The organism is Klebsiella sp. HC6 (assembly GCF_022605325.1).
GTDB classification, from domain to species: domain Bacteria; phylum Pseudomonadota; class Gammaproteobacteria; order Enterobacterales; family Enterobacteriaceae; genus Klebsiella; species Klebsiella terrigena.
The window spans coordinates 1,355,337-1,376,705 of sequence record NZ_CP093276.1; the positions used below are offsets into that span (position 1 = coordinate 1,355,337).

At 58.0% G+C, this 21,369-nt stretch carries 15 protein-coding genes; 9 read left to right on the top strand and 6 right to left on the bottom strand.

Translation table 11 applies throughout. The annotated features are described in order from the left end of the window. Nucleotides 1-31: 31 nt before the first annotated feature. Nucleotides 32-811: a triose-phosphate isomerase family protein gene (locus MMW58_RS06655; RefSeq protein WP_241722961.1), complete on the bottom strand. Its 780-nt coding sequence runs from the start codon at nucleotides 809-811 to the stop codon at nucleotides 32-34. Next, entirely contained in the window at nucleotides 802-2,562 is a 1,761-nt protein-coding gene (locus tag MMW58_RS06660) for a dihydroxyacetone kinase family protein (protein WP_159236098.1), read from the bottom strand. Before MMW58_RS06660 ends, MMW58_RS06655 begins: the two co-directional genes overlap by 10 nt. A gap of 330 nt (nucleotides 2,563-2,892) precedes the next feature. Between MMW58_RS06660 and MMW58_RS06665 the strand changes: the two genes are divergently transcribed. The 6 genes from MMW58_RS06665 (at nucleotide 2,893) to MMW58_RS06690 (ending at nucleotide 9,970) form a co-directional block, all read left to right on the top strand. Next, complete coding sequence (locus tag MMW58_RS06665) at nucleotides 2,893-3,372, top strand: RpiB/LacA/LacB family sugar-phosphate isomerase (RefSeq protein ID WP_045857825.1); 480 nt, start codon at nucleotides 2,893-2,895, stop codon at nucleotides 3,370-3,372. Between the two features lie 13 nt (nucleotides 3,373-3,385). Beyond that, nucleotides 3,386-4,366 carry a transaldolase gene (gene tal / locus MMW58_RS06670; protein ID WP_159236097.1) on the top strand — a complete coding sequence of 327 codons (981 nt, stop codon included), beginning with the start codon at nucleotides 3,386-3,388 and terminating at the stop codon, nucleotides 4,364-4,366. Continuing rightward, entirely contained in the window at nucleotides 4,353-6,347 is a 1,995-nt protein-coding gene (gene tkt / locus MMW58_RS06675; protein ID WP_241722962.1) for a transketolase, read from the top strand. Before tal ends, tkt begins: the two co-directional genes overlap by 14 nt. Nucleotides 6,348-6,454: 107 nt before the next feature. Then, nucleotides 6,455-7,306 (top strand): sugar phosphate isomerase/epimerase family protein, encoded by an 852-nt coding sequence (locus MMW58_RS06680; protein ID WP_133601468.1) that lies wholly within the window; start codon nucleotides 6,455-6,457, stop codon nucleotides 7,304-7,306. A 355-nt stretch (nucleotides 7,307-7,661) separates the two neighbouring features. Next, nucleotides 7,662-8,984 (top strand): MFS transporter, encoded by a 1,323-nt coding sequence (locus MMW58_RS06685; protein WP_045857833.1) that lies wholly within the window; start codon nucleotides 7,662-7,664, stop codon nucleotides 8,982-8,984. A gap of 50 nt (nucleotides 8,985-9,034) precedes the next feature. Next, nucleotides 9,035-9,970, top strand: a complete 936-nt coding sequence (locus MMW58_RS06690) for a 2-hydroxyacid dehydrogenase (RefSeq protein WP_241722963.1) — start codon at nucleotides 9,035-9,037, stop codon at nucleotides 9,968-9,970. Nucleotides 9,971-10,077: 107 nt separating this feature from the next. Here the strand turns inward: MMW58_RS06690 and MMW58_RS06695 are convergent, their stop codons facing one another. Next, nucleotides 10,078-10,986 (bottom strand): sugar phosphate isomerase/epimerase family protein, encoded by a 909-nt coding sequence (locus MMW58_RS06695; RefSeq protein WP_133601466.1) that lies wholly within the window; start codon nucleotides 10,984-10,986, stop codon nucleotides 10,078-10,080. A gap of 502 nt (nucleotides 10,987-11,488) precedes the next feature. Continuing rightward, nucleotides 11,489-12,343, bottom strand: a complete 855-nt coding sequence (locus MMW58_RS06700) for a PA4780 family RIO1-like protein kinase (RefSeq protein ID WP_045857838.1) — start codon at nucleotides 12,341-12,343, stop codon at nucleotides 11,489-11,491. Nucleotides 12,344-12,892: 549 nt separating this feature from the next. Between MMW58_RS06700 and MMW58_RS06705 the strand changes: the two genes are divergently transcribed. Both MMW58_RS06705 and oqxB read left to right on the top strand, forming a co-directional pair. After that, nucleotides 12,893-14,068, top strand: a complete 1,176-nt coding sequence (locus MMW58_RS06705; protein WP_095098194.1) for an efflux RND transporter periplasmic adaptor subunit — start codon at nucleotides 12,893-12,895, stop codon at nucleotides 14,066-14,068. Between the two features lie 23 nt (nucleotides 14,069-14,091). Continuing rightward, complete coding sequence (gene oqxB, locus MMW58_RS06710; protein WP_133601465.1) at nucleotides 14,092-17,244, top strand: multidrug efflux RND transporter permease subunit OqxB; 3,153 nt, start codon at nucleotides 14,092-14,094, stop codon at nucleotides 17,242-17,244. Between the two features lie 84 nt (nucleotides 17,245-17,328). Here the strand turns inward: oqxB and MMW58_RS06715 are convergent, their stop codons facing one another. Both MMW58_RS06715 and uxuA read right to left on the bottom strand, forming a co-directional pair. Then, the gene (locus MMW58_RS06715) at nucleotides 17,329-17,808 is read right to left on the bottom strand and encodes an RrF2 family transcriptional regulator (RefSeq protein ID WP_241722964.1); all 480 of its coding nucleotides are present in this window, start codon (nucleotides 17,806-17,808) and stop codon (nucleotides 17,329-17,331) included. Between the two features lie 587 nt (nucleotides 17,809-18,395). Then, complete coding sequence (gene uxuA / locus MMW58_RS06720) at nucleotides 18,396-19,466, bottom strand: mannonate dehydratase (RefSeq protein ID WP_241722965.1); 1,071 nt, start codon at nucleotides 19,464-19,466, stop codon at nucleotides 18,396-18,398. Between the two features lie 474 nt (nucleotides 19,467-19,940). Here uxuA and uxaC point away from each other — a divergent pair, with 474 nt between their 5' ends. After that, nucleotides 19,941-21,356 carry a glucuronate isomerase gene (gene uxaC, locus MMW58_RS06725; RefSeq protein WP_241722966.1) on the top strand — a complete coding sequence of 472 codons (1,416 nt, stop codon included), beginning with the start codon at nucleotides 19,941-19,943 and terminating at the stop codon, nucleotides 21,354-21,356. Nucleotides 21,357-21,369: the final 13 nt, after the last annotated feature.

Below are 21,369 nucleotides of genomic sequence, written 5' to 3' on the forward strand. Positions count from 1 at the left end.
TGCAAACCCCGTCGCGCTTCGGGAAGGGCGGCTAGCTCTCCGGGCGGTCGGCCGCTATCTGCTGCGCTTCGGCAAGAATTGACGCAAAGTCCTCGGGCCGGTGGGCAAAACGGCCGAGGAAAATGCCGTCAACGTCGGGCCACAGGCGGCTGAGCAGGCCGGGGCCCGCGCTTCCGCCGTAGATAACCTGAAGCTGCGGGCCGTAATTTTGCTGCAAATGCGCGCGCAGCTCCCGGCAGACGTGGCGGATATAGTCGTCGCTGGCGGGCTTTGGCGCGCCGATGGCCCACTGCGGCTCCCAGGCAAAAATCGTCGGCGGCAGCGCGCCGTCTCCGCGGTGTGCCAGCAGCGCCTGTACCTGGCCGATGGCGTAAGCGGCGGCCTCTTCGGCGCTCATCTGCTGGTCTTCACCAATACAAACGACCGGCGTGAGATGCGTGGCGTAGGCCATATCGATCTTCTGGTTGATGACGTCGGTGCTTTCGCCGAAGTGGCGCCGCCGTTCGGCATGGCCCAGCTCGACGTAGCGGCAGCCCATCTCCTGCAGCATGGCGGCGCTGCTCTCGCCGGTCCAGGCGCCGGGCGGGGCGGCGCAGATGTTCTGCGCTCCCGTGGCCATCGCCGTTCCTTCAAAGCAGCGCAGCGCCGCGGCGACCGCCGGCATCGCCGGGAAGGTAAACAGCTGCAGCCGCGCCGTCAGCTCTGCCGGCTGCTGGCGCAGCAGATCGGCAACCTGCTGGCACCACGCCTGGGTTTGGCCATAGCCAAAATAGGTTTTATGGCTGGTGCCGACGATGGGGCTTAGGGGCATACGTTCTCCCGATGTTCTTCAGTTTCAGGGTTGTCGCTCATGCAGGCGCCTACCGCGGCGATGATCATCGCCAGCGAGACCGCGCCGGCGTCCGGCGTGCCGAGGCTGCGTTCCGCCAGCGGGCGGGCGCGGCCGATTTTTGGCAGCAGCTGGGCGGTATCCTGCGCGCTCTGGCGGGCGACGCGCTCGGCTTTGTTCCAGGCCTCTGCGAGAGAGAGACCCTCGTCCGTTGCCGCGCTCAGCGCCTGGCTAAACGGCAGCAGCACGTCGACCAGGGTTTTATCGCCGGGTTTGGCTTTGCCAAAATGCATCACCCCGGCGTTGGCCTGGGAGATGGCCAGCGCCACCCGCGCGGCGTCAGGCTTTTCCTGATTGCCGATGGTGATGCCCAGCGTATTGAGGATCACGCCCCAGATGGCACCAGAGGTGCCGCCGGCCTCGTCTGCCCAGGCGTCAGCGGCGAATTGTAGCAGGGTACCGGCTCCGGCACCCCGTTCCAGCACCTTTTTCGCCGCGCTGCGGGCGGCTACGACGCCGCGCTCCATACCGATGCCGTGGTCGCCGTCGCCGGCGATCGCGTCGATACGACCAAACTCTTCGGCGTTATCAATCACCGTTTGCGCGACGGCGTCAATCATCCCCATCACCTTGACGGCGACCTCTTTCGATTCCGCGCTGCCCTGGGGAATGGTGACCTCGCCGCTCTGCGCCAGCTGCTGCGGATCGAGGGGAACGTGCGGCAGAACGGAGCCGCGGCTAAAGGCCGGAGCGGTGGCGGGGGCAAGCCACAGGGCCTCCAGCTCGTCATCAAACCAGACGAAGGTCATCGACATTCCAGCCATATCAAAGCTGGTGACAAACTCGCCAATCTGGATATCGGTCACTTCGACGCCGGCTTCCTGCAGCAGCGGCTGCACGTCGTGCCAGAACACGAACAGCTCTTCATACTTCACCGAGCCGAGACCGTTAATAATGACGCCCAGGCGCGCGCCTTTAGTCTGCGCGATCGCCTGCGGACGCTCTTCCAGCAGAGTGCGGGTGAGCATCTGCGCCAGTTCGTTCGACGATACGGTGTCCAGTTCGCTAATGCCCGGTTCGCCGTGGATCCCCATACCAAAGCCCATCTTCCCTTCCGGAATGGTAAACAGCGGGTGCTCGGCGCCGGGGAAGGTGCAGCCGCTGAAGGCCAGGCCTAGCGAGCGCGTTTGCTCGTTGGCGCGACGGGAGATAGCCAGCACCTCGGCCAGCGAATCGCCGCGCTCTGCGGCGGCGGCGGCGGCTTTAAACACCACCAGATCGCCGGCTACGCCGCGGCGCTTCTCTTTTTCAGCCAGCGGTGCGCTGGAGATATCGTCGGTGATAGCCATGGTTTCACAGGGGATCCCTTCGGCGCGCAGCCGTTCGCAGGCGAGGCCGAAATGCAGCACGTCGCCGGCGTAGTTGCCGAACATCAGCAGCACGCCGCCGCCGTTGTTGGCCGCCCGCGCGACGGAGCAGATTTGCTGCGCGGAAGGGGAGGCGAAAAGGTTGCCCATGGCCGCGCCGTGGGCCAGGCCCTGGCCCACCAGCCCGGCGAAGGCGGGGTAGTGCCCGGATCCGCCGCCGACCACGATAGCCACGCCGCCCGGCCGGCTTTGGGTGTTGCGCACGACCCCGCCGGGAACCTGGCGCACCATTGACGCGTGCGCGCTGACGAAGCCCGCCACCATTTCTTTTGCAAAGTCTGACGGTCGGTTAAAAATCCAGCTCATTTTGTCTTCTCCAGATGATTTGTATTTAGTTTCCCAGCCGCCAGTTTCTGGCTATTTGTACCATCACAAATGAACGCTATCAGATCACATGATTCAATCAAATGTTCAGTAGGTGGATATGTGATCGCGGTCGTGATTTGCTTAATAAAGCTATTTTTTGTGCGATTCCCCCTTTTTTAGCCGTCGTTTTCTTGCTAAACCTTATTACATACGAACAACTAGTGAACTTTAGTTCAGTTAAGCGGCCGGGAATTCCAGCCTGAATCCATCACACGAGCGGCTTCTGAACATAAGTTTGATACTAACGCTGTCATTGATGAGGTAAGAAAAATGTTGAAAGTCGCAATCGGTGCGGATGATGCTGCGACCGGACTGAAAAATCTGGTAAAGGAACATCTTCAGCAGCGGGACATCGAGGTCGTTGATTTCAGCCACGACGTGGCGGGAAATGAGCAGATCTACCCGGATATCGCCTTTAACCTGGCTTCGGCTATCCGCCAGGGCACCTTTGAGCGCGGGCTGCTGTTTTGCGGCACCGGCATCGGGATGGCGATTGTGGCGAATAAGGTACCCGGCATTCGCGCCGCGCAGTGTCATGACGTTTACTCGGCCGATCGCGCCCGCAAAAGCAATAATGCACAAATTATGACCCTCGGGGCGCGGGTGGTGGGCAGCGAGCTGGCGCTGATGCTGGTCGATACCTGGCTTGCCGCCGAGTTTGAAGCCGGGCGCTCCGGGCCGAAGGTGCAGCGTATCGATTACTACGAAACGCTGGTTCACCCGGACGGTGCGGCCCGCGCTGAAGAATAAAGGAGTCATCACGATGACCATTCTGGAAAAACTGAAAGAAGTGACCACCGTCGTTGCGGACAGCGGCGATATCACCGCTATCCGTGAATACCATCCGCAGGATGCCACGACCAACCCGTCGCTGATCCTGAAGGCCGCCGCGCAGCCGCTCTACCGGCCGCTGATCGAGCAGGCTATCGCCTGGGCCTGCGAGCAGGGCGGCACGGCGCAAACGCGGCTGATTAACGCCGGCGATAAGCTGGCGGTAAATATTGGCCTCGAGCTGCTGGGCCAGGTGCCGGGCAAGGTGTCGACGGAGGTGGACGCCCGCCTCTCTTACGACCGCGGGCTGTGCGTGGCAAAAGCGCGCAAGCTGATCCGCCTGTACGAGCAGGCCGGAATCGACCGCTCCCGCGTGCTGATCAAGCTGGCGGCGACGTGGCAGGGGATTAAGGCGGCGGAGGAGCTGGAGCGCGAAGGCATTCACTGCAACCTGACGCTGCTCTTTTCGTTTGCCCAGGCGCGCGCCTGCGCCGAAGCGGGAGTGTGGCTGATTTCACCCTTCGTCGGGCGAATTTACGACTGGTATCGCGAACGTAATCTGCTGGAAGACGACGTGGCGGAGAACGATCCGGGCGTGGTCTCGGTGCGCAATATTTACGATTACTATAAGAAGCACCGCTACCCGACGGTGATCATGGGCGCAAGCTTCCGTAAAACGGCGCAGGTGATGGCGCTGGCCGGCTGCGATCGCCTGACCATCGCCCCCGCGCTGCTGGAGGAGCTCAGCCGAATGGAGGGCGATCTTCGCGTTGCGCTGGTGCCTCCGCAGGCCGGCGAGGTGCCGCCGTCGCCGCTGACCGAGTCCGAGTTCTACTGGCTGCACAATCAGGACCCGATGGCGGTTGATAAGCTGGCGGAGGGCATTCGCCTGTTTGCCCAGGACCAGCAAAAGCTGGAGACGATGCTCAGCGAGCTGCTGGAAAAACAGGAGGCGGACGATGTCATCGCGTAAAGAGCTGGCGAACGCTATTCGTGCGCTGAGCATGGACGCGGTACAGAAAGCCAAATCTGGCCACCCGGGTGCCCCGATGGGTATGGCTGACATTGCCGAAGTCCTGTGGCGTGATTTCCTGAATCATAACCCGAACAACCCGGCCTGGGCCGATCGCGACCGTTTCGTGCTCTCCAACGGCCACGGCTCAATGCTGATTTACAGCCTGCTGCATCTCACCGGTTATGATCTGCCGATTGAAGAACTGAAAAACTTCCGTCAGCTGCACTCCAGAACCCCGGGCCACCCGGAAGTCGGCTACACCGCCGGCGTTGAAACCACCACCGGCCCGCTGGGCCAGGGGATTGCCAACGCGGTCGGCATGGCGATTGCTGAAAAAACCCTGGCGGCGCAGTTCAACCGTCCGGGCCACGATATCGTTGACCACTTCACCTACGCCTTCATGGGCGACGGCTGCATGATGGAAGGCATTTCTCACGAAGTGTGCTCCCTGGCCGGTACTCTGAAGCTGGGCAAGCTGGTGGCGTTCTATGACGACAACGGCATCTCCATCGACGGTCACGTTGAAGGCTGGTTCACCGACGATACCGCTAAACGTTTCGAAGCCTACGGCTGGCACGTGGTGCGCGGCGTTGACGGCCACGACGCCGACGCCATCAAGCGCGCGGTGGAAGAAGCGCGCGCGGTGACCGACAAGCCGTCCCTGCTGATGTGCAAAACCATCATCGGCTTCGGTTCGCCGAACAAAGCCGGTACCCACGACTCCCACGGCGCGCCGCTGGGCGACGCGGAAATCGCGCTGACCCGCGAGGCCCTGGGCTGGAAACACCCGGCGTTTGAAATCCCGTCTGACATCTACGCGCAGTGGGATGCGAAAGAAGCCGGCCAGGCAAAAGAAGCGGCGTGGAACGAGAAGTTTGCCGCCTACGCCAGCGCCTTCCCGCAGGAAGCCGCCGAGTATACCCGCCGTATGAAAGGCGAGATGCCGGCCGACTTCGACGCGAAAGCGAACGAGTTCATTGCGAAGCTGCAGGCTAACCCGGCGAAAATCGCCAGCCGTAAAGCGTCGCAGAATGCGATTGAAGCCTTTGGCCCGCTGCTGCCTGAATTCCTCGGCGGCTCAGCTGACCTGGCGCCGTCGAACCTGACTATCTGGTCCGGTTCGAAAGCCATCAACGAAGACACCGCCGGGAACTACATCCACTACGGCGTGCGCGAGTTCGGGATGACCGCGATTGCCAACGGTATCTCCCTGCACGGCGGCTTCCTGCCGTACACCTCCACCTTCCTGATGTTCGTGGAGTACGCGCGTAACGCGGTACGTATGGCGGCGCTGATGAAGCAGCGCCAGGTGATGGTCTACACCCACGACTCCATCGGTCTGGGCGAAGACGGCCCGACGCACCAGCCGGTCGAGCAGGTGGCTTCCCTGCGCGTGACGCCGAATATGAGCACATGGCGTCCGTGCGACCAGGTGGAATCGGCGATTGCGTGGAAATACGGCGTGGAGCGTCACGACGGCCCGACGGCGCTGATCCTGTCGCGTCAGAACCTGGCGCAGCAGGAACGTACGGAAGAGCAGCTGGCGAACGTTGCCCGCGGCGGCTACGTGCTGAAAGATTGCGCCGGCCAGCCGGAGCTGATCTTCATCGCCACGGGTTCAGAAGTTGAGCTGGCGGTTGCCGCGTGGGACCAGCTGTCTGCGGAAGGGGTGAAGGCGCGGGTGGTATCCATGCCGTCCACCGACGCGTTCGACAAGCAGGATGCGGCGTACCGTGAATCGGTGCTGCCGAAAGCGGTTTCGGCTCGCGTGGCGGTGGAAGCGGGTATCGCCGACTACTGGTTCAAATACGTGGGGCTGAACGGCGCCATCGTCGGCATGACCAGCTTCGGCGAGTCCGCGCCGGCTGAGCTGCTGTTCGAAGAGTTCGGTTTCACCGTTGAGAACGTGGTCGCTAAGGCGAAAGCGCTGCTGGCGTAGGTTCGGGTCTGCTATCACCGGGGTGTTTGATAAACGCGGGGCTGGCTTATCGGCTATTCTGGCAACAACAACGCTGGCAGCTCTGCAACATAAAGGAAGGGATCGTCATGAGTAAACTTGTGATTGGCGTAAATACCGCGATGTTCGACGGCCTTGATACCGACGTCGCCTTTAGCACCATTAAAAAAGCCGGGTTTCATTACGTTGAGCTGGCCTATAACCAGGGCTACGTTGGCGATATGCCGCCCGAGCTCTTTGGCGCGGAAAACGCGGCGCATATTCGCGAGCTGCTGGAAAAACACCAGCTGGGTACGCATTCGCTGGGGGCGACGATGAATATGGGCGCCGCGGATGCCGTGGAGCAGTTCAGCCAGCGTATCCGCTTTGCCAGCATGATTGGCGCAAAATGGATCAACGTCTGCGTCGGCAGAAGCGCCGATCGCGCGCGTATTATCGATAACCTGCGCGAGCTGGCGGCGGTTGCCACCGAGCACGGCTGCACGATCTGTCTGGAAAACGGCGGCGATCCGAATTATGACGTCTTCCGCCTGGCCGACGACGGCTTTGCGCTGCTGGAGGCTATCGATAGTCCGGCGGTGGCCTTCAACGTTGATGCCGGCAATATTGTTTCGCTGTGCCCGGACGTCGATCCGGTTGCGGCGGCGATCGCCATGCTGCCGGGGGCTCAGCACTGCCACCTGAAGGATCTGCAGGTCCGCGACGGGGAGGTGCACTTCACGCCGATGGGCTACGGCCAGCTGAACTATGTGCCAATGCTGAAAGAGCTGGAGGCGCGCGCGATTCCCTGTAGCCTGGAGATTCCGCTGCGCATGCATCGCCAGCGCGACAGCTATCCGCTGCGAGGGGATTCACCTATCGATCCGGCGTATAGCCTCGAGGTGCTGATCCAGTCCCGGCAGATGCTGGAAAAATGGTTGGGCTACCCTGTCGGCGCCTGAGAAATAAAAATGCGCCGCCGCTGAAATTCCAGGTAAGGGGTATAAGCCGCTGGCGCAATTTATTTTATTTTTAACTCCACAGTTTATTCTTATTTATCGATGAGAATGAACTTAACGTCATGGCCGGTATTTTTATCCGGGATTATAAAAATGATTATAAGCACATTTCCATGTTCTGTGATTAAGGTCGCACACGGTTTTTGACGTATATGTTGTTATGTCTGTAACATAAGTTCATCAATCGCTCTTTTGTTCATCTTAAGAAAAAAGAGTAACTAATGTTCACCGGGTACTTAACGCTCATAGATTAATTTCGTTTTATTTTTTTAACGACTTTTAACATCGAAGGTTAATTATGTCTGACTCTACACTCACTCCATTACCAAATACAAAGAAACCCACTAACTACCGCTGGGTTATCTTTGCCACGATGTTCTTCTTATTAGCCGTTAACCTGATGGATCGTATTACCTTATCGATCGGGATGCCGTATATAAAAGAAGAGTTCGATCTTTCACCGACCACTCAGGGTTTGATTCTTAGCAGCTTCTTCTGGTCCTATGCTCTGCTGCAGGTGCCGGGAGGCTGGCTGCTCGACCGCTACGGCCCGCGTAAAGTGATCACCGGCGCGCTGTTTGGCTGGGGGTTCTTCCAGGCCATTATCGGCCTGGCGAGCGGCGGAATTAGCCTGATCCTTTCCCGTATCGGTTTAGGGGTCATGGAAGCGCCGGTTTCACCCAGCGGCGCGAAGCTGAGCTCAACCTGGCTGACGCAATCTGAAAGGGGCCGCGGGGCGGTTATCATGGACTCCGGCAGCCCGCTTGGCGTGGCGATCGGCGGGATTATCGTGGCCCATTTAATCGTGCTGCTGGACTCATGGCGCGTCACCTTCGTGGTGGTCGGCCTCTTCACCATGCTGCTGGGCTTTGTGGCATGGCGAATTCTGCGCGACCGCCCGTCTGAACACCCGAAAGTAGACCCGCAGGAGGTGGCGTATATTGCCGCCGGCAACGTCAGCAGCGCGACCGGTGAGGAGAATACCGCGCCGACTAAGGGGCTGGGGATCAGCTGGTTTACGATGGCGGCGATCATGATTGGCCGCGCCTCATGGGGCATGGTGTACTGGGGACTGCTGACCTGGGGACCGAGCTATCTGGCGCAGGCGCAGGGTCTGCAGCTGGCCTCTATCGGTAACTCAACGTTTATCATCTTTATCATGGGGACGCTGGGATGCCTGTTTAGCGGCTTCTTCGTCGACTTCCTGGTGAAAAAAGGCGTCAGCCATAACGTCTCGCTGAAAAGCCTGCTCTCTATCTCCGGTATCGTCGGGCTGAGCGTGCTGTACGCGCTGTCGACAGTGACCGATCCGGACCTCGCCGTTGGCCTGCTCTCCGTCGCCGCCTTCTTCATGATGTTCGGCAGCCTCTACTGGAGCTTCCCGGCCATTCTGGCGCCGAAAGACCGCGTAGGTCTGGTTGGCGGGCTGATGAATATGGCTAACAGCTGCGCCGGGATTCTGGTGCCGATTCTGGTGGGCGTTATTTTACAGGCCACCGGGAGCTTTGAAAGCGTGCTGGTCTATTTCGCCGTCTGCGCCGGGTTCTACACCGTTGGAACGCTGTGCATTAACTTCAATAAATTACCGCTGAAAAACGGCCAGCTCTCGTACCAGAAATAAATAGCCGCAGGATTATGTGGCCGAATCACTATTAAATACAGGATGCTGATATGTCAGTTATATTACGAGTGGATAAAGTACCGCAGGTGTTAGCGGATGAGTTAGCGCTCGCCCACACGTTGTATGAATACAGTAAATTGTCCGCTGAACAATTGCATGCCATTGCCGGGGAAGTCCAGGTCATATTAGCCAGCGGGGAGTCGAAGGTTGAAGCTGCGCTGATTAATCAATTGCCACAATTAAAACTAATCGCCGTATTTGGCGTCGGCTATGACGGCGTGGATATTCGCGCCGCTGCGCAAAAAGGCGTCCAGGTGACCAATACGCCGGATATTTTGACCGATGACGTTGCCGACCTTGGGATCGCCCTGATGCTGAACGTATCAAGGCGCATTACCGGCGCGCAGAAGTTTATTGAGCGCGGTGGCTGGCAGTCCGGCGCCTACCCGCAGTCAACCAAAGTCAGCGGCGGGCGGCTGGGCATCGTGGGCTTCGGCCGCATTGGCCGGGCGGTCGCTAAAAGGGCGCAGGGCTTTGCGATGCGCATTGCCTGCTTCGATCGCAATCCCGTGGAAAGCAGCGAGGTGACCTACTATCCCGATTTGCTGGAGCTGGCGAAAAATAGCGATGTGCTGATGGTATGCGCCAGCGCGGGGAAGGAGAGCCAGAAGCTGATTAATCACGACGTGCTCGCCGCCCTTGGGCCGCAGGGGATTTTAATCAACATTGCCCGCGGCAGCGTGGTGGATGAGGAGGCGCTGGCGGAGGCTCTCACCCTCGGTACCATCGGCGGTGCGGGTCTGGACGTTTTCGCCAACGAGCCCCAGGTTCCGCAGGCGCTGTTGAACCGTGATGACGTGGTGGTGACGCCGCATATCGGCAGCGCCACCCGCGCAACCCGTGCGGCGATGGCGCAGCTGGTTATCGATAATATTACGGCGTTTTATGCCGGCAAGCCGCTGCTGACGCCGGTCCGATTGGCGTGACGTCAGCCTAATGCCTGCGGGCGCAATGGGGTTAATAAAAAGGGGCCTTTATGGCCCCTTTGCTATTCAGGTGTTGCTATTCAGGTATTGCTATTCAGGCGTCGCTATCAGCGCTGCGCCTCGCGCCAGGCGCTCTGCAGAAACTCGCGGCACTGGCGTTCGTTATCCCACAGGTCGTCCTGCTCGGTGGTGCGCATTTCGACGGCAAGGGAGATAGGGCCGAGCTCCTTCGGCAGCGCAAGGCTCATTGCGGTGCGGATGATGTGCGCCGCTGACGCGGTGGTGAGGAACCCCGGTTCGCCAAACTTCATATGATAATCACCGTAGCCCTCGGCCTGCGGGTCGAGGATGGCGTTTGCCAGATGCAGCTGCGAAATCAGCGGCGCGGCGAGCGTCAGCGATTCCGCCAGATCTTCCTGATTCAGCGAGACGTGGGCGCTGTCCCAGGCGAGATAGAGCTTCGGACAGTCGGGGCGCAGCGCTTTCATCCACTCCACGGTCTCGTCCGTTGGGCCAATCAGCTGGCATTTATGCGCAAAGCGGTCGAGCGGCTCCACCTGTAAAAGCATGTTGTCATACTGGCCAACGACTTCGCCAATGCGTACCAGCGCTTCGCCAAACCCCTTTTTAGCCTCTTCCCGGCGCGCGTCGCCGGGATCGCCGCCGCTCACCAGCGACAGCTTGCTGGTGCCGCATTCGGCCGCCAGGTGCACCAGCTCGCAGGCGCGACGGATGGATTTCTCCCGCAGCTCCGGGTCGAGGCTGCTGAGGTTGAGATGATCCTTGAGCAGTTCGAAGGTCAGCCACTGGGTGACGTTCAGGCGCTGCCGTTCGGCGAGATGGCGAATGTTCGCCGCTATCTCCGGGCGATGGATAATGCCGGTTTCAAATCCCCGGTAATAGCCGATGTCGGCGATTTTGTGGATGACCTGTAAAACGGCGTTTTCATCGCCGGCCAGCGGGAAGAAAAGTTCGGCGATGTGCGCCGAAGGATACAATTCGGTCGTTGCTGTCATATCACTGCCTCCTCAAAGAGCGGGGGTTAAGGTGTGGGCTAAGCGGTTACGCCAGGTGCAGGAAGCGCTTTATTGGCTGTGAACATTTTAATGGTATCTGAACATATGAACAAACATAGAACAGGCGTAATGTCATAACCTTGACGCCGATCGCACTTTGCTTTAAACGACGCTTATGCGCATATTGCTATTGATTATAATGAGGATAATGTTTCGCAATCATGGGCAAGGCAGGCGCGTTGGCGGCGAGGTTCGGCGAGATAAGCAGCATTCAGGCGTTACTATACTGTTCAAAAGTATGCAGGGAGCGGAAAGGGAAGGCGTATCTTAGGGGCGGTATTTAATCTGCGGTGTTGTCAGGGATTTTGCGGCGGGTGGATTGCCGCCGGCATTGTAGGGCCAGACGGACCCTGTTGCCGGGCCCGCCTGCGAGGAGATGCGCGGCTAAGCGCCTGTCTGCCCCTTAGCCTGGGCTGCCGTGCGGCAGCGCAAAGGCCTACAACTATTCGTCGTCGCGTTCTTTGGCGGCGCGCTGGCGGTCGTAGAACTCATCTTCCGCGGCGATGATTTCATCCATCAGCGAGTCCATATCGACCGCGTGGACCTCTTCAACAAAGAGGCCGGTTAGCGGCGTTTCCGGCGTTAATTTTCCGTCTTCGTACAGCATCCAGATCTCTTTCGCATAGCGCGTCTTCAGGAGCTGCGGGGCGAACTGGCCGTAGTAGGCGGTGATGTTATTCACGTCGCGTTCGAACATGGACTGCGCGTGGTTGTTTGCCGCGGCATCTACCGCCTGCGGCAGGTCGATAATCACCGGCCCTTGCGCATCGAGCAGGACGTTGAACTCCGACAAATCACCGTGAACAAGACCGGCGCACAGCATGCGCACGATATTGCGGATCATGGTCGCGAAGTCGGCAACGGCTTCCTCTTCCGTCAGGGCGACATCGCTCAGGCGCGGGGCCACCGCGCCCTCGGCGTCAGTGATAAGCTCCATCAATAATACGCCGTCAATGCAGATATAGGGCTGAGGTACGCGAACCCCGGCGTTAGCCAGGCGGAACAGGGCGTCGACCTCGGCCATTTGCCAGGTTTCCTCCTGCTGCTTGCGGCCGAACTTTGAGCCTTTTTGCATCGCGCGGTTATTGCGCGAGTTGCGGACCTTACGCCCTTCCTGATACTGCACGGCCTGCTTAAAGCTGCGCTGTGCCGCCTCTTTGTAGACTTTGGCGCACTGGATCTTATCACCGCATAAAACAGTGTAAACGTCGGCTTCTTTACCGCTTTTCAGCCGCTGAAGCACTTCGTCTATCAGGCCGTCATCGACCAGAGGTTGGATTCTGTTTGGGATTTTCATGCGGCTTTATACCTTATTTCAGACGCTTTTCGTACTGATAATACGGGACAGTCATCGTGTTCCCTCCTGGTCAAAATCATGACATTGCTCAGTAAGTGCGATGTTTTTGCAATGGGTCACAAGGTTAACTGGAATCAGGGAAATTGTCCCGCAGGAATGCAGGTACAAAATGGCTGCAGGGCATACGCGGTGGGGCTCTTAGGGTTTCATCTCATGCCGTCGGCCCTCTCCGATGGCGGATTTCGGGCGGGCTGGCGCAGCGAAGCGGCCCTGACGGCGCCGAGCGGTTGCGGTAAAGCCAGAAAAAACAACGGGCCTTAACAAATGGTCATACTTCACTCCGGCGAATAGCACATAAAGTGCAACAATTATTCTTGCACTTAATTTAGCGCCTCCCTACAATCGCCGCGATAGTGTACTCGTAATTGATACATATTTTGTGGCGATGAGCGACACAAATGGCCTTCAGCCAGCCCGAACAAAGGAAGTGGCGCTGCGTCCCCCGCGGCGTCTTGTTCGGCGGCAACAACAACCAGCGGAATAAAAATAATGAGCCTGCAAAAACCTTGGGTTAACTTTCATCGGCGTTTATTGGGGACGGCGCTGCTCGCGGCGCTGCTTGCCGGATGTGATAACGGCATTGCGCAAAATGCCGCGCCGCAGGCGCCTGCCGTCAGCGCCGCCGACGTCGTGGTTAAGCCCGTCAGCCAGTGGGACAGCTTCAACGGCCGCATCGAAGCGGTAGAGAGCGTCCAGCTGCGCCCGCGCGTCTCCGGCTATATCGACAAGGTGAACTACACCGACGGCCAGGAAGTGAAAAAGGGCGAGGTGCTGTTCACCATCGACGACAGAACCTACCGCGCCGCGCTCGAGCAGGCGCAGGCGGAGCTCTCGCGCAGCAAAACCCAGGCCAGCCTGGCGCGCAGCGAAGCCGGCCGTACCGACAAGCTGGTGAACACCAACGTGGTCTCCCGCGAAGAGTGGGAGCAGCGGCGCTCGGCCGCCGTCCAGGCGCAGGCCGATATGCGGGCGGCGCAGGCGGCGGTTGACGCGGCGCAGCTGAACCTTGATTTTACCAAAGTGACCGCGCCTATCGACGGCCGCGCCAGCCGCGCGCTGATCACCAGCGGCAACCTCGTTACCGCGGGCGACAGCGCCAGCGTGCTCACCACCCTGGTGTCGCAGAAGACGGTGTACGTCTACTTTGACGTGGATGAATCAACCTATCTTCACTATCAAAACCTTGCCCGCAGCGGGCAGGGGGCGTCCAGCAGCCATCTGGCCCTGCCGGTAGAAATTGGCCTGGTCGGAGAGGAGGGCTATCCCCACCAGGGCAAAGTGGATTTCCTCGACAATCAGCTCACGCCGAGTACCGGCACGATCCGCATGCGCGCGGTGCTGGATAACGCCCAGCGCCTGTTTACGCCGGGACTCTTCGCCCGCGTGCGCCTGCCGGGCAGCGCCGAGTTCAACGCCATGCTGATTGACGACAAGGCGGTATTAACCGATCAGGATCGCAAATACGTTTATATCGTTGATAAAGATGGTAAAGCGCAGCGTCGTGATATCACGCCTGGCCGCCTGGCGGCGGGCCTGCGCATCGTGCAGCAGGGGCTCAACCCCGGCGATAAAGTCATCGTAGACGGCTTACAAAAAGTGTTTATGCCGGGCATGCCGGTTAACGCGAAAACCGTGGCCATGACCGCCAGCACCGCCCTTAACTGATCCCTTACCAGAGAATCCGTCGTATGGACTTTTCCCGCTTTTTTATCGACAGGCCGATTTTTGCCGCGGTGCTGTCGATTTTGATTTTCGTCACCGGGCTGATCGCGATTCCGCTGCTGCCGGTCAGCGAATATCCTGACGTCGTGCCGCCGAGCGTGCAGGTGCGCGCGGAGTATCCGGGCGCCAACCCGAAGGTTATCGCGGAAACCGTGGCGACGCCGCTGGAGGAAGCGATCAACGGCGTTGAAAACATGATGTACATGAAATCCGTGGCCGGCTCCGACGGCGTGCTGGTGACCACCGTGACCTTCCGCCCGGGTACCGATCCCGACCAGGCGCAGGTTCAGGTGCAAAACCGGGTATCGCAGGCCGAAGCCCGCCTGCCTGAGGACGTTCGCCGCCTCGGGATCACCACCCAGAAGCAGTCCCCCACGCTCACCCTGGTGGTGCATCTGTTCTCGCCGAATGGCAAGTACGATTCGCTCTATATGCGCAACTACGCCACGCTGAAGGTCAAAGATGAGCTGGCGCGCCTGCCGGGCGTCGGCCAGATTCAGATTTTTGGCTCCGGCGAGTACGCGATGCGCGTCTGGCTGGACCCTAATAAGGTGGCGGCGCGCGGCCTGACCGCCTCTGACGTCGTTGCGGCGATGCAGGAGCAAAACGTGCAGGTTTCCGCCGGCCAGCTCGGCGCCGAGCCGCTGCCGAAAGAGAGCGATTTCCTGATCTCGATTAACGCCCAGGGGCGCCTGCATACCGAGGAGGAGTTCGGCAATATCATCCTCAAAACGGCCCAGGACGGATCGGTGGTGCGCCTGCACGACGTGGCGCGCGTTGAGATGGGCTCCGGCAGCTACGCCCTGCGCTCGCAGCTGAATAATAAAGACGCGGTCGGGATTGGTATCTTCCAGTCGCCGGGGGCGAACGCCATCGACCTCTCTAACGCCGTGCGCGCCAAGATGAGCGAGCTGTCGACGCGCTTCCCGGAGGATATGAAGTGGGCGGCGCCGTACGACCCAACGGTATTCGTGCGCGACTCCATCCGCGCGGTGGTGCAAACCCTGCTGGAAGCGGTGGTGCTGGTGGTGCTGGTGGTGATTCTGTTCCTGCAAACCTGGCGCGCGTCGATCATCCCGCTGATTGCCGTGCCGGTGTCGGTGGTGGGGACCTTCAGCATTCTCTATCTGCTTGGCTTCTCGCTGAATACCCTGAGCCTGTTCGGGCTGGTGCTCGCCATCGGGATCGTGGTGGATGACGCCATCGTGGTGGTGGAGAACGTCGAGCGTAATATTGAAGAGGGGCTGGCGCCGCTGCAGGCGGCGCACCAGGCGATGCGCGAGGTGTCCGGGCCGATTATTGCTATCGCCCTGGTGCTGTGCGCGGTATTCGTGCCGATGGCCTTCCTCTCCGGCGTAACCGGGCAGTTCTACAAGCAGTTTGCGGTGACCATCGCGATTTCGACGGTGATCTCGGCGATTAACTCGCTGACGCTCTCCCCGGCGCTGGCGGCGCTGCTGCTCAAGCCGCACGGCGCGCCGAAGGATATGCCGACCCGGCTTATCGACCGGCTGTTCGGCTGGCTGTTCCGGCCGTTTAACCGCTTCTTCAACCGCAGCTCTAACGGCTATCAGGGGCTGGTGGCGAAAACCCTTGGCCGCCGCGGCTCGGTGTTCGTGGTTTATCTCCTGCTGCTTTGCGCCGCCGGCGTGATGTTTAAAGCCGTGCCCGGCGGATTTATTCCGACCCAGGATAAGCTGTACCTGATTGGCGGCGTGAAGATGCCGGAAGGCGCTTCGCTGGCGCGAACCGATGCGATGATCCGCAAAATGAGCGAAATCGGCATGAACACCGAAGGCGTGGATTATGCGGTGGCGTTCCCGGGGCTCAACGCGCTGCAGTTTACCAATACGCCGAACACCGGGACGGTCTTCTTCGGCCTGAAGCCGTTCGATCAGCGTACGCACACCGCGGCGGAAATTAACGCCGAGATTAACGCGAAGATCGCGCAGCTGCAGCAGGGGTTCGGCTTCTCGATCCTGCCGCCGCCGATTCTGGGGCTGGGCCAGGGTTCCGGCTACTCGCTCTATATTCAGGACCGGGCCGGGCTGGGCTACGGCGCGCTGCAAACCGCGGTTAACACCATGTCGGGTGCGATTATGCAGACGCCGGGAATGCACTTCCCGATCTCCACCTATCAGGCCAACGTTCCGCAGCTGGATGTGCAGGTAGATCGCGATAAGGCCAAGGCCCAGGGCGTGTCGCTGACCGACCTGTTCGGGACGCTACAGACCTATCTGGGATCGTCCTACGTGAACGATTTCAACCAGTTTGGCCGCACCTGGCGCGTGATGGCCCAGGCCGACGGGCCGTTCCGCGACAGCGTGGAGGATATCGGTAATCTGCGCACCCGCAACAGCCAGGGCGAGATGGTGCCGATTGGCAGCATGGTGAATATCACTACCACCTACGGGCCTGACCCGGTGATCCGCTACAACGGCTACCCGGCGGCGGACCTGATCGGCGATGCCGATCCCCGCGTGCTGTCGTCCGCGCAGGCGATGACGACGCTGGCCGGGATGTCTAAGCAGGTGCTGCCGAACGGGATGAATATTGAATGGACGGATCTCAGCTACCAGCAGGCCACTCAGGGCAATACGGCTATGATCGTCTTCCCGGTCGCGGTGCTGCTGGCGTTCCTGGTGCTGGCGGCGCTGTATGAGAGCTGGACGCTGCCGCTGGCGGTGATCCTGATCGTCCCGATGACCCTGCTCTCGGCGCTGTTCGGCGTCTGGCTAACCGGCGGGGATAATAACGTGTTCGTGCAGGTGGGGCTGGTGGTGCTGATGGGGCTGGCCTGTAAGAACGCCATCCTGATCGTCGAGTTCGCCCGCGAGCTGGAGATGCAGGGGAAAGGGATCGTCGAGGCCGCGCTGGAGGCCTGCCGCCTGCGTCTGCGCCCGATTGTGATGACCTCGATTGCCTTTATCGCCGGGACCATTCCGCTGATTCTGGGCCACGGTGCGGGGGCGGAGGTTCGCGGCGTCACCGGGATCACGGTGTTCTCCGGGATGCTGGGGGTGACGCTGTTCGGTCTGTTCCTGACGCCGGTGTTCTACGTCACGCTGCGTAAGTTCGTGGCGCGCGGCAAGCCGGCAGAGGAAGTTCAGCCCTCCTGACGCTGTGAGCAGCCTTTGGAGCATAAAAAAACCGCCTTCAGTGAAGGCGGTTTTTTACTATTTAAGGGGGCCGGAGCGGCGGATTTAGTGCGCTTTTTTGGCGATATCGTCTGCTTCGAACAGCGGCAGGCAGCCGCTGATATCGCCTTTTTTGACCTTTTCCAGCGCGCTCGCCACGGTATGGTGGGCCAGCACGTTCAGCGATGCCTGCTCGGCTTCGTCGGCGATGGACTTGAAGTACCAGCAGGCGTTGGCGCTGACCACGCAGCGGGCCGGGACGTCAGGACGCGAAGCCCACAGCTTTTTGTCTTCAATAACGGAGACGTAGATATCGCGCAGGGTGATTTTATCAGCCGGGCGGCCGAGGTGGATGGAGCCGTTGCGCCCCAGCGTCGAGACGATAATGCCGTCGCGCGTGAGGGGGACCATCAGTTTACGGATAAAGCTCGGATTGGCTTCCAGGCCATAGGCGAGGATCGCGCTGGTCGAACGTTCACCCAACTGCTCCGCCATCGCTACGCTGAGAACCATCTGCAAAGCTGTCGGGAAGCGGTAATCTAGCATTTCATCTTCCTGGGTCGCGGTGAATATTATTCTTTTTGGCACCGCAGAGGTGAGTGATCAATAAGCACAATATAACAAATAAGGCGACTTTTTAGAAGGAATCCCCGTCGGGGAGGGCACGTAAAGTCCATTTTCACCGTGGGCCTTTAGCGGGTGGGGGGCTGGCGAGGGGCATTGGGTTCGCGGCTACGTCTAAGCGATTCGGATTCAGTCGCGTTCATGCCGCGGGGTAGCGTCTTAGCGGCAGCGCGTCGTTACAGAACTCTGTAGCCATCCGCGATATCTACGTGGAACCACGCTTCAATCTTTATAAAAAGTACGGCCGTCCGGTGTCGCCAAAAACCATCGCTCAGAGGGTGAAATAACACCTACGCGCAGTAAGTACCGGTTCGCCTCAGAAAAGCTGAATTTATGCATTTTCTGCGTCGGGGCGTCGACGGCGCTGAGAGCGACCTCTTTCATCGGATGACTCTGGTAATCACCGATGGAGACGATTGGTGGGCTGGTAGAGTCGGAGTTGGTTATTTAATCTATTGATTTTATTGAATATATAATTACCGGGGAACATTATTCCCCGGCCCAGGGGATTATTGTTTTGTCTTTTCCAGTGCTTCCCATAACCCCATCAGATAAGTAACACCTAATGCGCGGTCGTAAAGGCCATAGCCCGGACGCCCGGTTTCACCCCAGATAAAGCGACCATGATCCGGGCGAATATAGCCGTCGAAGCCGTTATCATGCAGAGCCTGCATCACACGATACATATCCAGAGAACCATACTGTGAAGGATGAGCAGATTCGTAGAAATCTTTATCCTTAATCAGTTTGATATTACGGACATGAGCAAAATGGAGACGCTTACGACGGGTAAATTCTGCCAGAATCTCATACACATTATTATCGGGATCTTCAGCAATCGATCCGGTACATAGAGTAATACCATTGGCGGGTGAATCAACCGCATCGCAAATCATTGCCAGATCGGCATGGTTTTTCACAACGCGCGGTAGCCCAAAAATAGAGTACGGTGGATCGTCCGGGTGGATTGCCATTTTCACACCCACTTCTTCGCAAACCGGAATAATTTCACGTAGGAAATAAAACAGATTTTCACGCAGCTTGTCATCATCAACGCCGCCGTAACGGGAAAATAATTCTTGTACTTTTGCCAGACGCTCTGGTTCCCATCCTGGTAAGGCGAAACCGTTAGAATTATCCAGGACTTCTTTCACCACCTCTTCCAGCGTTTTATCAATACCATGCTTTTCGAAAGCCATAGTCAATGAACCATCTGGAAGGACATAGTTCATGTCGGTTTTCATCCAGTCAAAGACGGGCATGAAGTTATAGCAGATAACTTTTACGCCAAAACCGGCCAGATTACGGATGGTTTGTTTGTAGTTTTCAATATAGCGGTCACGCTCTGGAGTACCGATTTTGATGTCATCATGTATGTTGACGCTTTCAATGACTTCCATCGTCAGGCCCGCAGCATGCGCCTGCTCCACCAGCGCCTTAATTTTATCAACCGGCCAGACTTCTCCAGGTGCAACGTCATACAGAGCACCTACCACACCTTCCACTCCAGGCACCTGTCGAATATATTCCAGAGGGATTTTATCTTCCTCTGGCCCAAACCATCGCATTGTCATCTGCATTCTTACATCCGCCTTTACCGTTGCATTTTCGCTTTTTGAATTAGTACCATACTAGTATCAAAAAGCATATTCAGTAATTTTCCTGAGATCAACCCTCCGTTACAAAAATAAGTTTCAGCCCTCTGTCCGTGTCACTCTGTAATGCTCTGCTTGGAACACTCAAACCGGAAATAGAGCTTCCGTTATGTGTTGTTTTTTTGTGAATTAAGTAAATAAGGAGAACCTTATGTAACAATATGGCATGAAATTCACACTGAAATGATCGGAATAAATACATTTCATGATGGTTTTAACGAATGGAAATAAGATCTAAATAATATGAATCAAGTCACAATTTGTTTATTTATACTTGTATGGTAGTAGACTGCTGAGCCGGGAGAGGTTTAATGTTTATGCCATCAACCCTGCGTTAGAGACCTGTTCTTGCCAACAAGACGGTGTTTAGCCTACGACAAATGCTTTCGTGGAGAATGTATGCCGCTAATAAATAATAGTTTTATGATCAATAGCATAACGGGTGAAAAACTCTATTCTGAACTGGCTAAAACGTTACCCATTATTGATTATCATTGCCACCTTGATGCAAAGGCTATCTGGGAAAATAAACCATTTGCTGATATCAGCCAGCTATGGCTGGAAGGCGATCATTACAAATGGCGTGCGATGCGTGCGAATGGTATTCCTGAACGGAAAATTACCGGTGATGCCTGTGCAGAAGAAAAATTCGAAGCCTGGGCGCAAACCGTTGAAGCCAGTTTTGGCAACCCGCTCTACCACTGGACCCATCTCGAGCTTAAACATTACTTTGATATCGACGACACGCTAAATAGCAAAAACTGGCGTGAAATTATGCAGCGTTGTAATGAACAATTACACGGGAGTGATTTTTTACCTCAAGCATTAATCCGTCGTTCAAATGTTGAAGCGCTGTGCACCACCGATGGCCCGCTCGACGATCTGCACTTCCATCTGCAACTGGCAGCAAACCATGACTTTTCCACCCTCGTTTTGCCAACCTTCCGCCCGGATGAACTGTTCGATACAGATCCGGAGCGCTTCCTGACCTTTGTCTCACGACTGGCTCAAAAAACCGAAACGCCGATCGTGTCGCTGGAACAGTTCCTGGCAGCTCTGGAATCACGCATCGATTTCTTCCACAGCGCAGGCTGCCGTATTTCCGATCACGGGCCGCTGGCGGTACGTTATTGCCACATTGATGCAACCGCGCAGGCTGTACTATTCCAACGCCGACTGGCCGGTGAAGCGCTGGCCGAAGATGAACTCCAGGCGTGGGATAGCCTTATTTTTGTTGCCCTCGCCAGGATGTATAAGCAGCGTGACTGGGCGATGCAGATTCACTTTGGTGCGATCCGCAACAACAACACAGCAATGTTCCACAAGGTGGGCATCAACTGCGGTTTTGATTCAATTGGCGATCAGACGCATCTTGCGGAAAGCCTGAATGCCCTGCTCAACGCCATGTCTGAAACCGACGGTTTGCCAAAAACCATCCTCTATAACCTTAACGCCACCTACAACGATGTGGTTGCGTCTACCATCGCCAATTTCCAGAGTGGTGAAGAGGGCGTGAAATCCCCGCTGCAATTTGGTTCCGGCTGGTGGTTTAACGATACCCGTCGCGGCATGGTCAACCAGCTTAACGCGCTGGCCGATCAGGGTTTACTGGCCAACTTTATTGGCATGCTCACCGATTCCCGCAGCTTCGTATCCTATACCCGTCACGATTACTTCCGCCGGATCCTCTGCGATCTGCTTGGCGGTTGGGTAGAAAAAGGCGAAGTCCCGAATGACGAAGAGATCCTTGCCACGATGATCCGTGGCATCTGTGTAGACAACGCACGTCGTTATTTCCGTTTTGCTCAGGCCTGATACAGGGATAAAC

Excerpts from the sequence above, each read along its gene's own strand:
- MMW58_RS06655 (WP_241722961.1), bottom strand. The coding sequence starts at position 811 with ATGCCCCTAAGCCCCATCGTCGGCACCAGCCATAAAACCTATTTTGGC.
- MMW58_RS06660 (WP_159236098.1), bottom strand. The coding sequence starts at position 2,562 with ATGAGCTGGATTTTTAACCGACCGTCAGACTTTGCAAAAGAAATGGTG.
- MMW58_RS06665 (WP_045857825.1), top strand. The coding sequence starts at position 2,893 with ATGTTGAAAGTCGCAATCGGTGCGGATGATGCTGCGACCGGACTGAAA.
- tal (WP_159236097.1), top strand. The coding sequence starts at position 3,386 with ATGACCATTCTGGAAAAACTGAAAGAAGTGACCACCGTCGTTGCGGAC.
- tkt (WP_241722962.1), top strand. The coding sequence starts at position 4,353 with ATGTCATCGCGTAAAGAGCTGGCGAACGCTATTCGTGCGCTGAGCATG.
- MMW58_RS06680 (WP_133601468.1), top strand. The coding sequence starts at position 6,455 with ATGAGTAAACTTGTGATTGGCGTAAATACCGCGATGTTCGACGGCCTT.
- MMW58_RS06685 (WP_045857833.1), top strand. The coding sequence starts at position 7,662 with ATGTCTGACTCTACACTCACTCCATTACCAAATACAAAGAAACCCACT.
- MMW58_RS06690 (WP_241722963.1), top strand. The coding sequence starts at position 9,035 with ATGTCAGTTATATTACGAGTGGATAAAGTACCGCAGGTGTTAGCGGAT.
- MMW58_RS06695 (WP_133601466.1), bottom strand. The coding sequence starts at position 10,986 with ATGACAGCAACGACCGAATTGTATCCTTCGGCGCACATCGCCGAACTT.
- MMW58_RS06700 (WP_045857838.1), bottom strand. The coding sequence starts at position 12,343 with ATGAAAATCCCAAACAGAATCCAACCTCTGGTCGATGACGGCCTGATA.
- MMW58_RS06705 (WP_095098194.1), top strand. The coding sequence starts at position 12,893 with ATGAGCCTGCAAAAACCTTGGGTTAACTTTCATCGGCGTTTATTGGGG.
- oqxB (WP_133601465.1), top strand. The coding sequence starts at position 14,092 with ATGGACTTTTCCCGCTTTTTTATCGACAGGCCGATTTTTGCCGCGGTG.
- MMW58_RS06715 (WP_241722964.1), bottom strand. The coding sequence starts at position 17,808 with ATGCTAGATTACCGCTTCCCGACAGCTTTGCAGATGGTTCTCAGCGTA.
- uxuA (WP_241722965.1), bottom strand. The coding sequence starts at position 19,466 with ATGCAGATGACAATGCGATGGTTTGGGCCAGAGGAAGATAAAATCCCT.
- uxaC (WP_241722966.1), top strand. The coding sequence starts at position 19,941 with ATGCCGCTAATAAATAATAGTTTTATGATCAATAGCATAACGGGTGAA.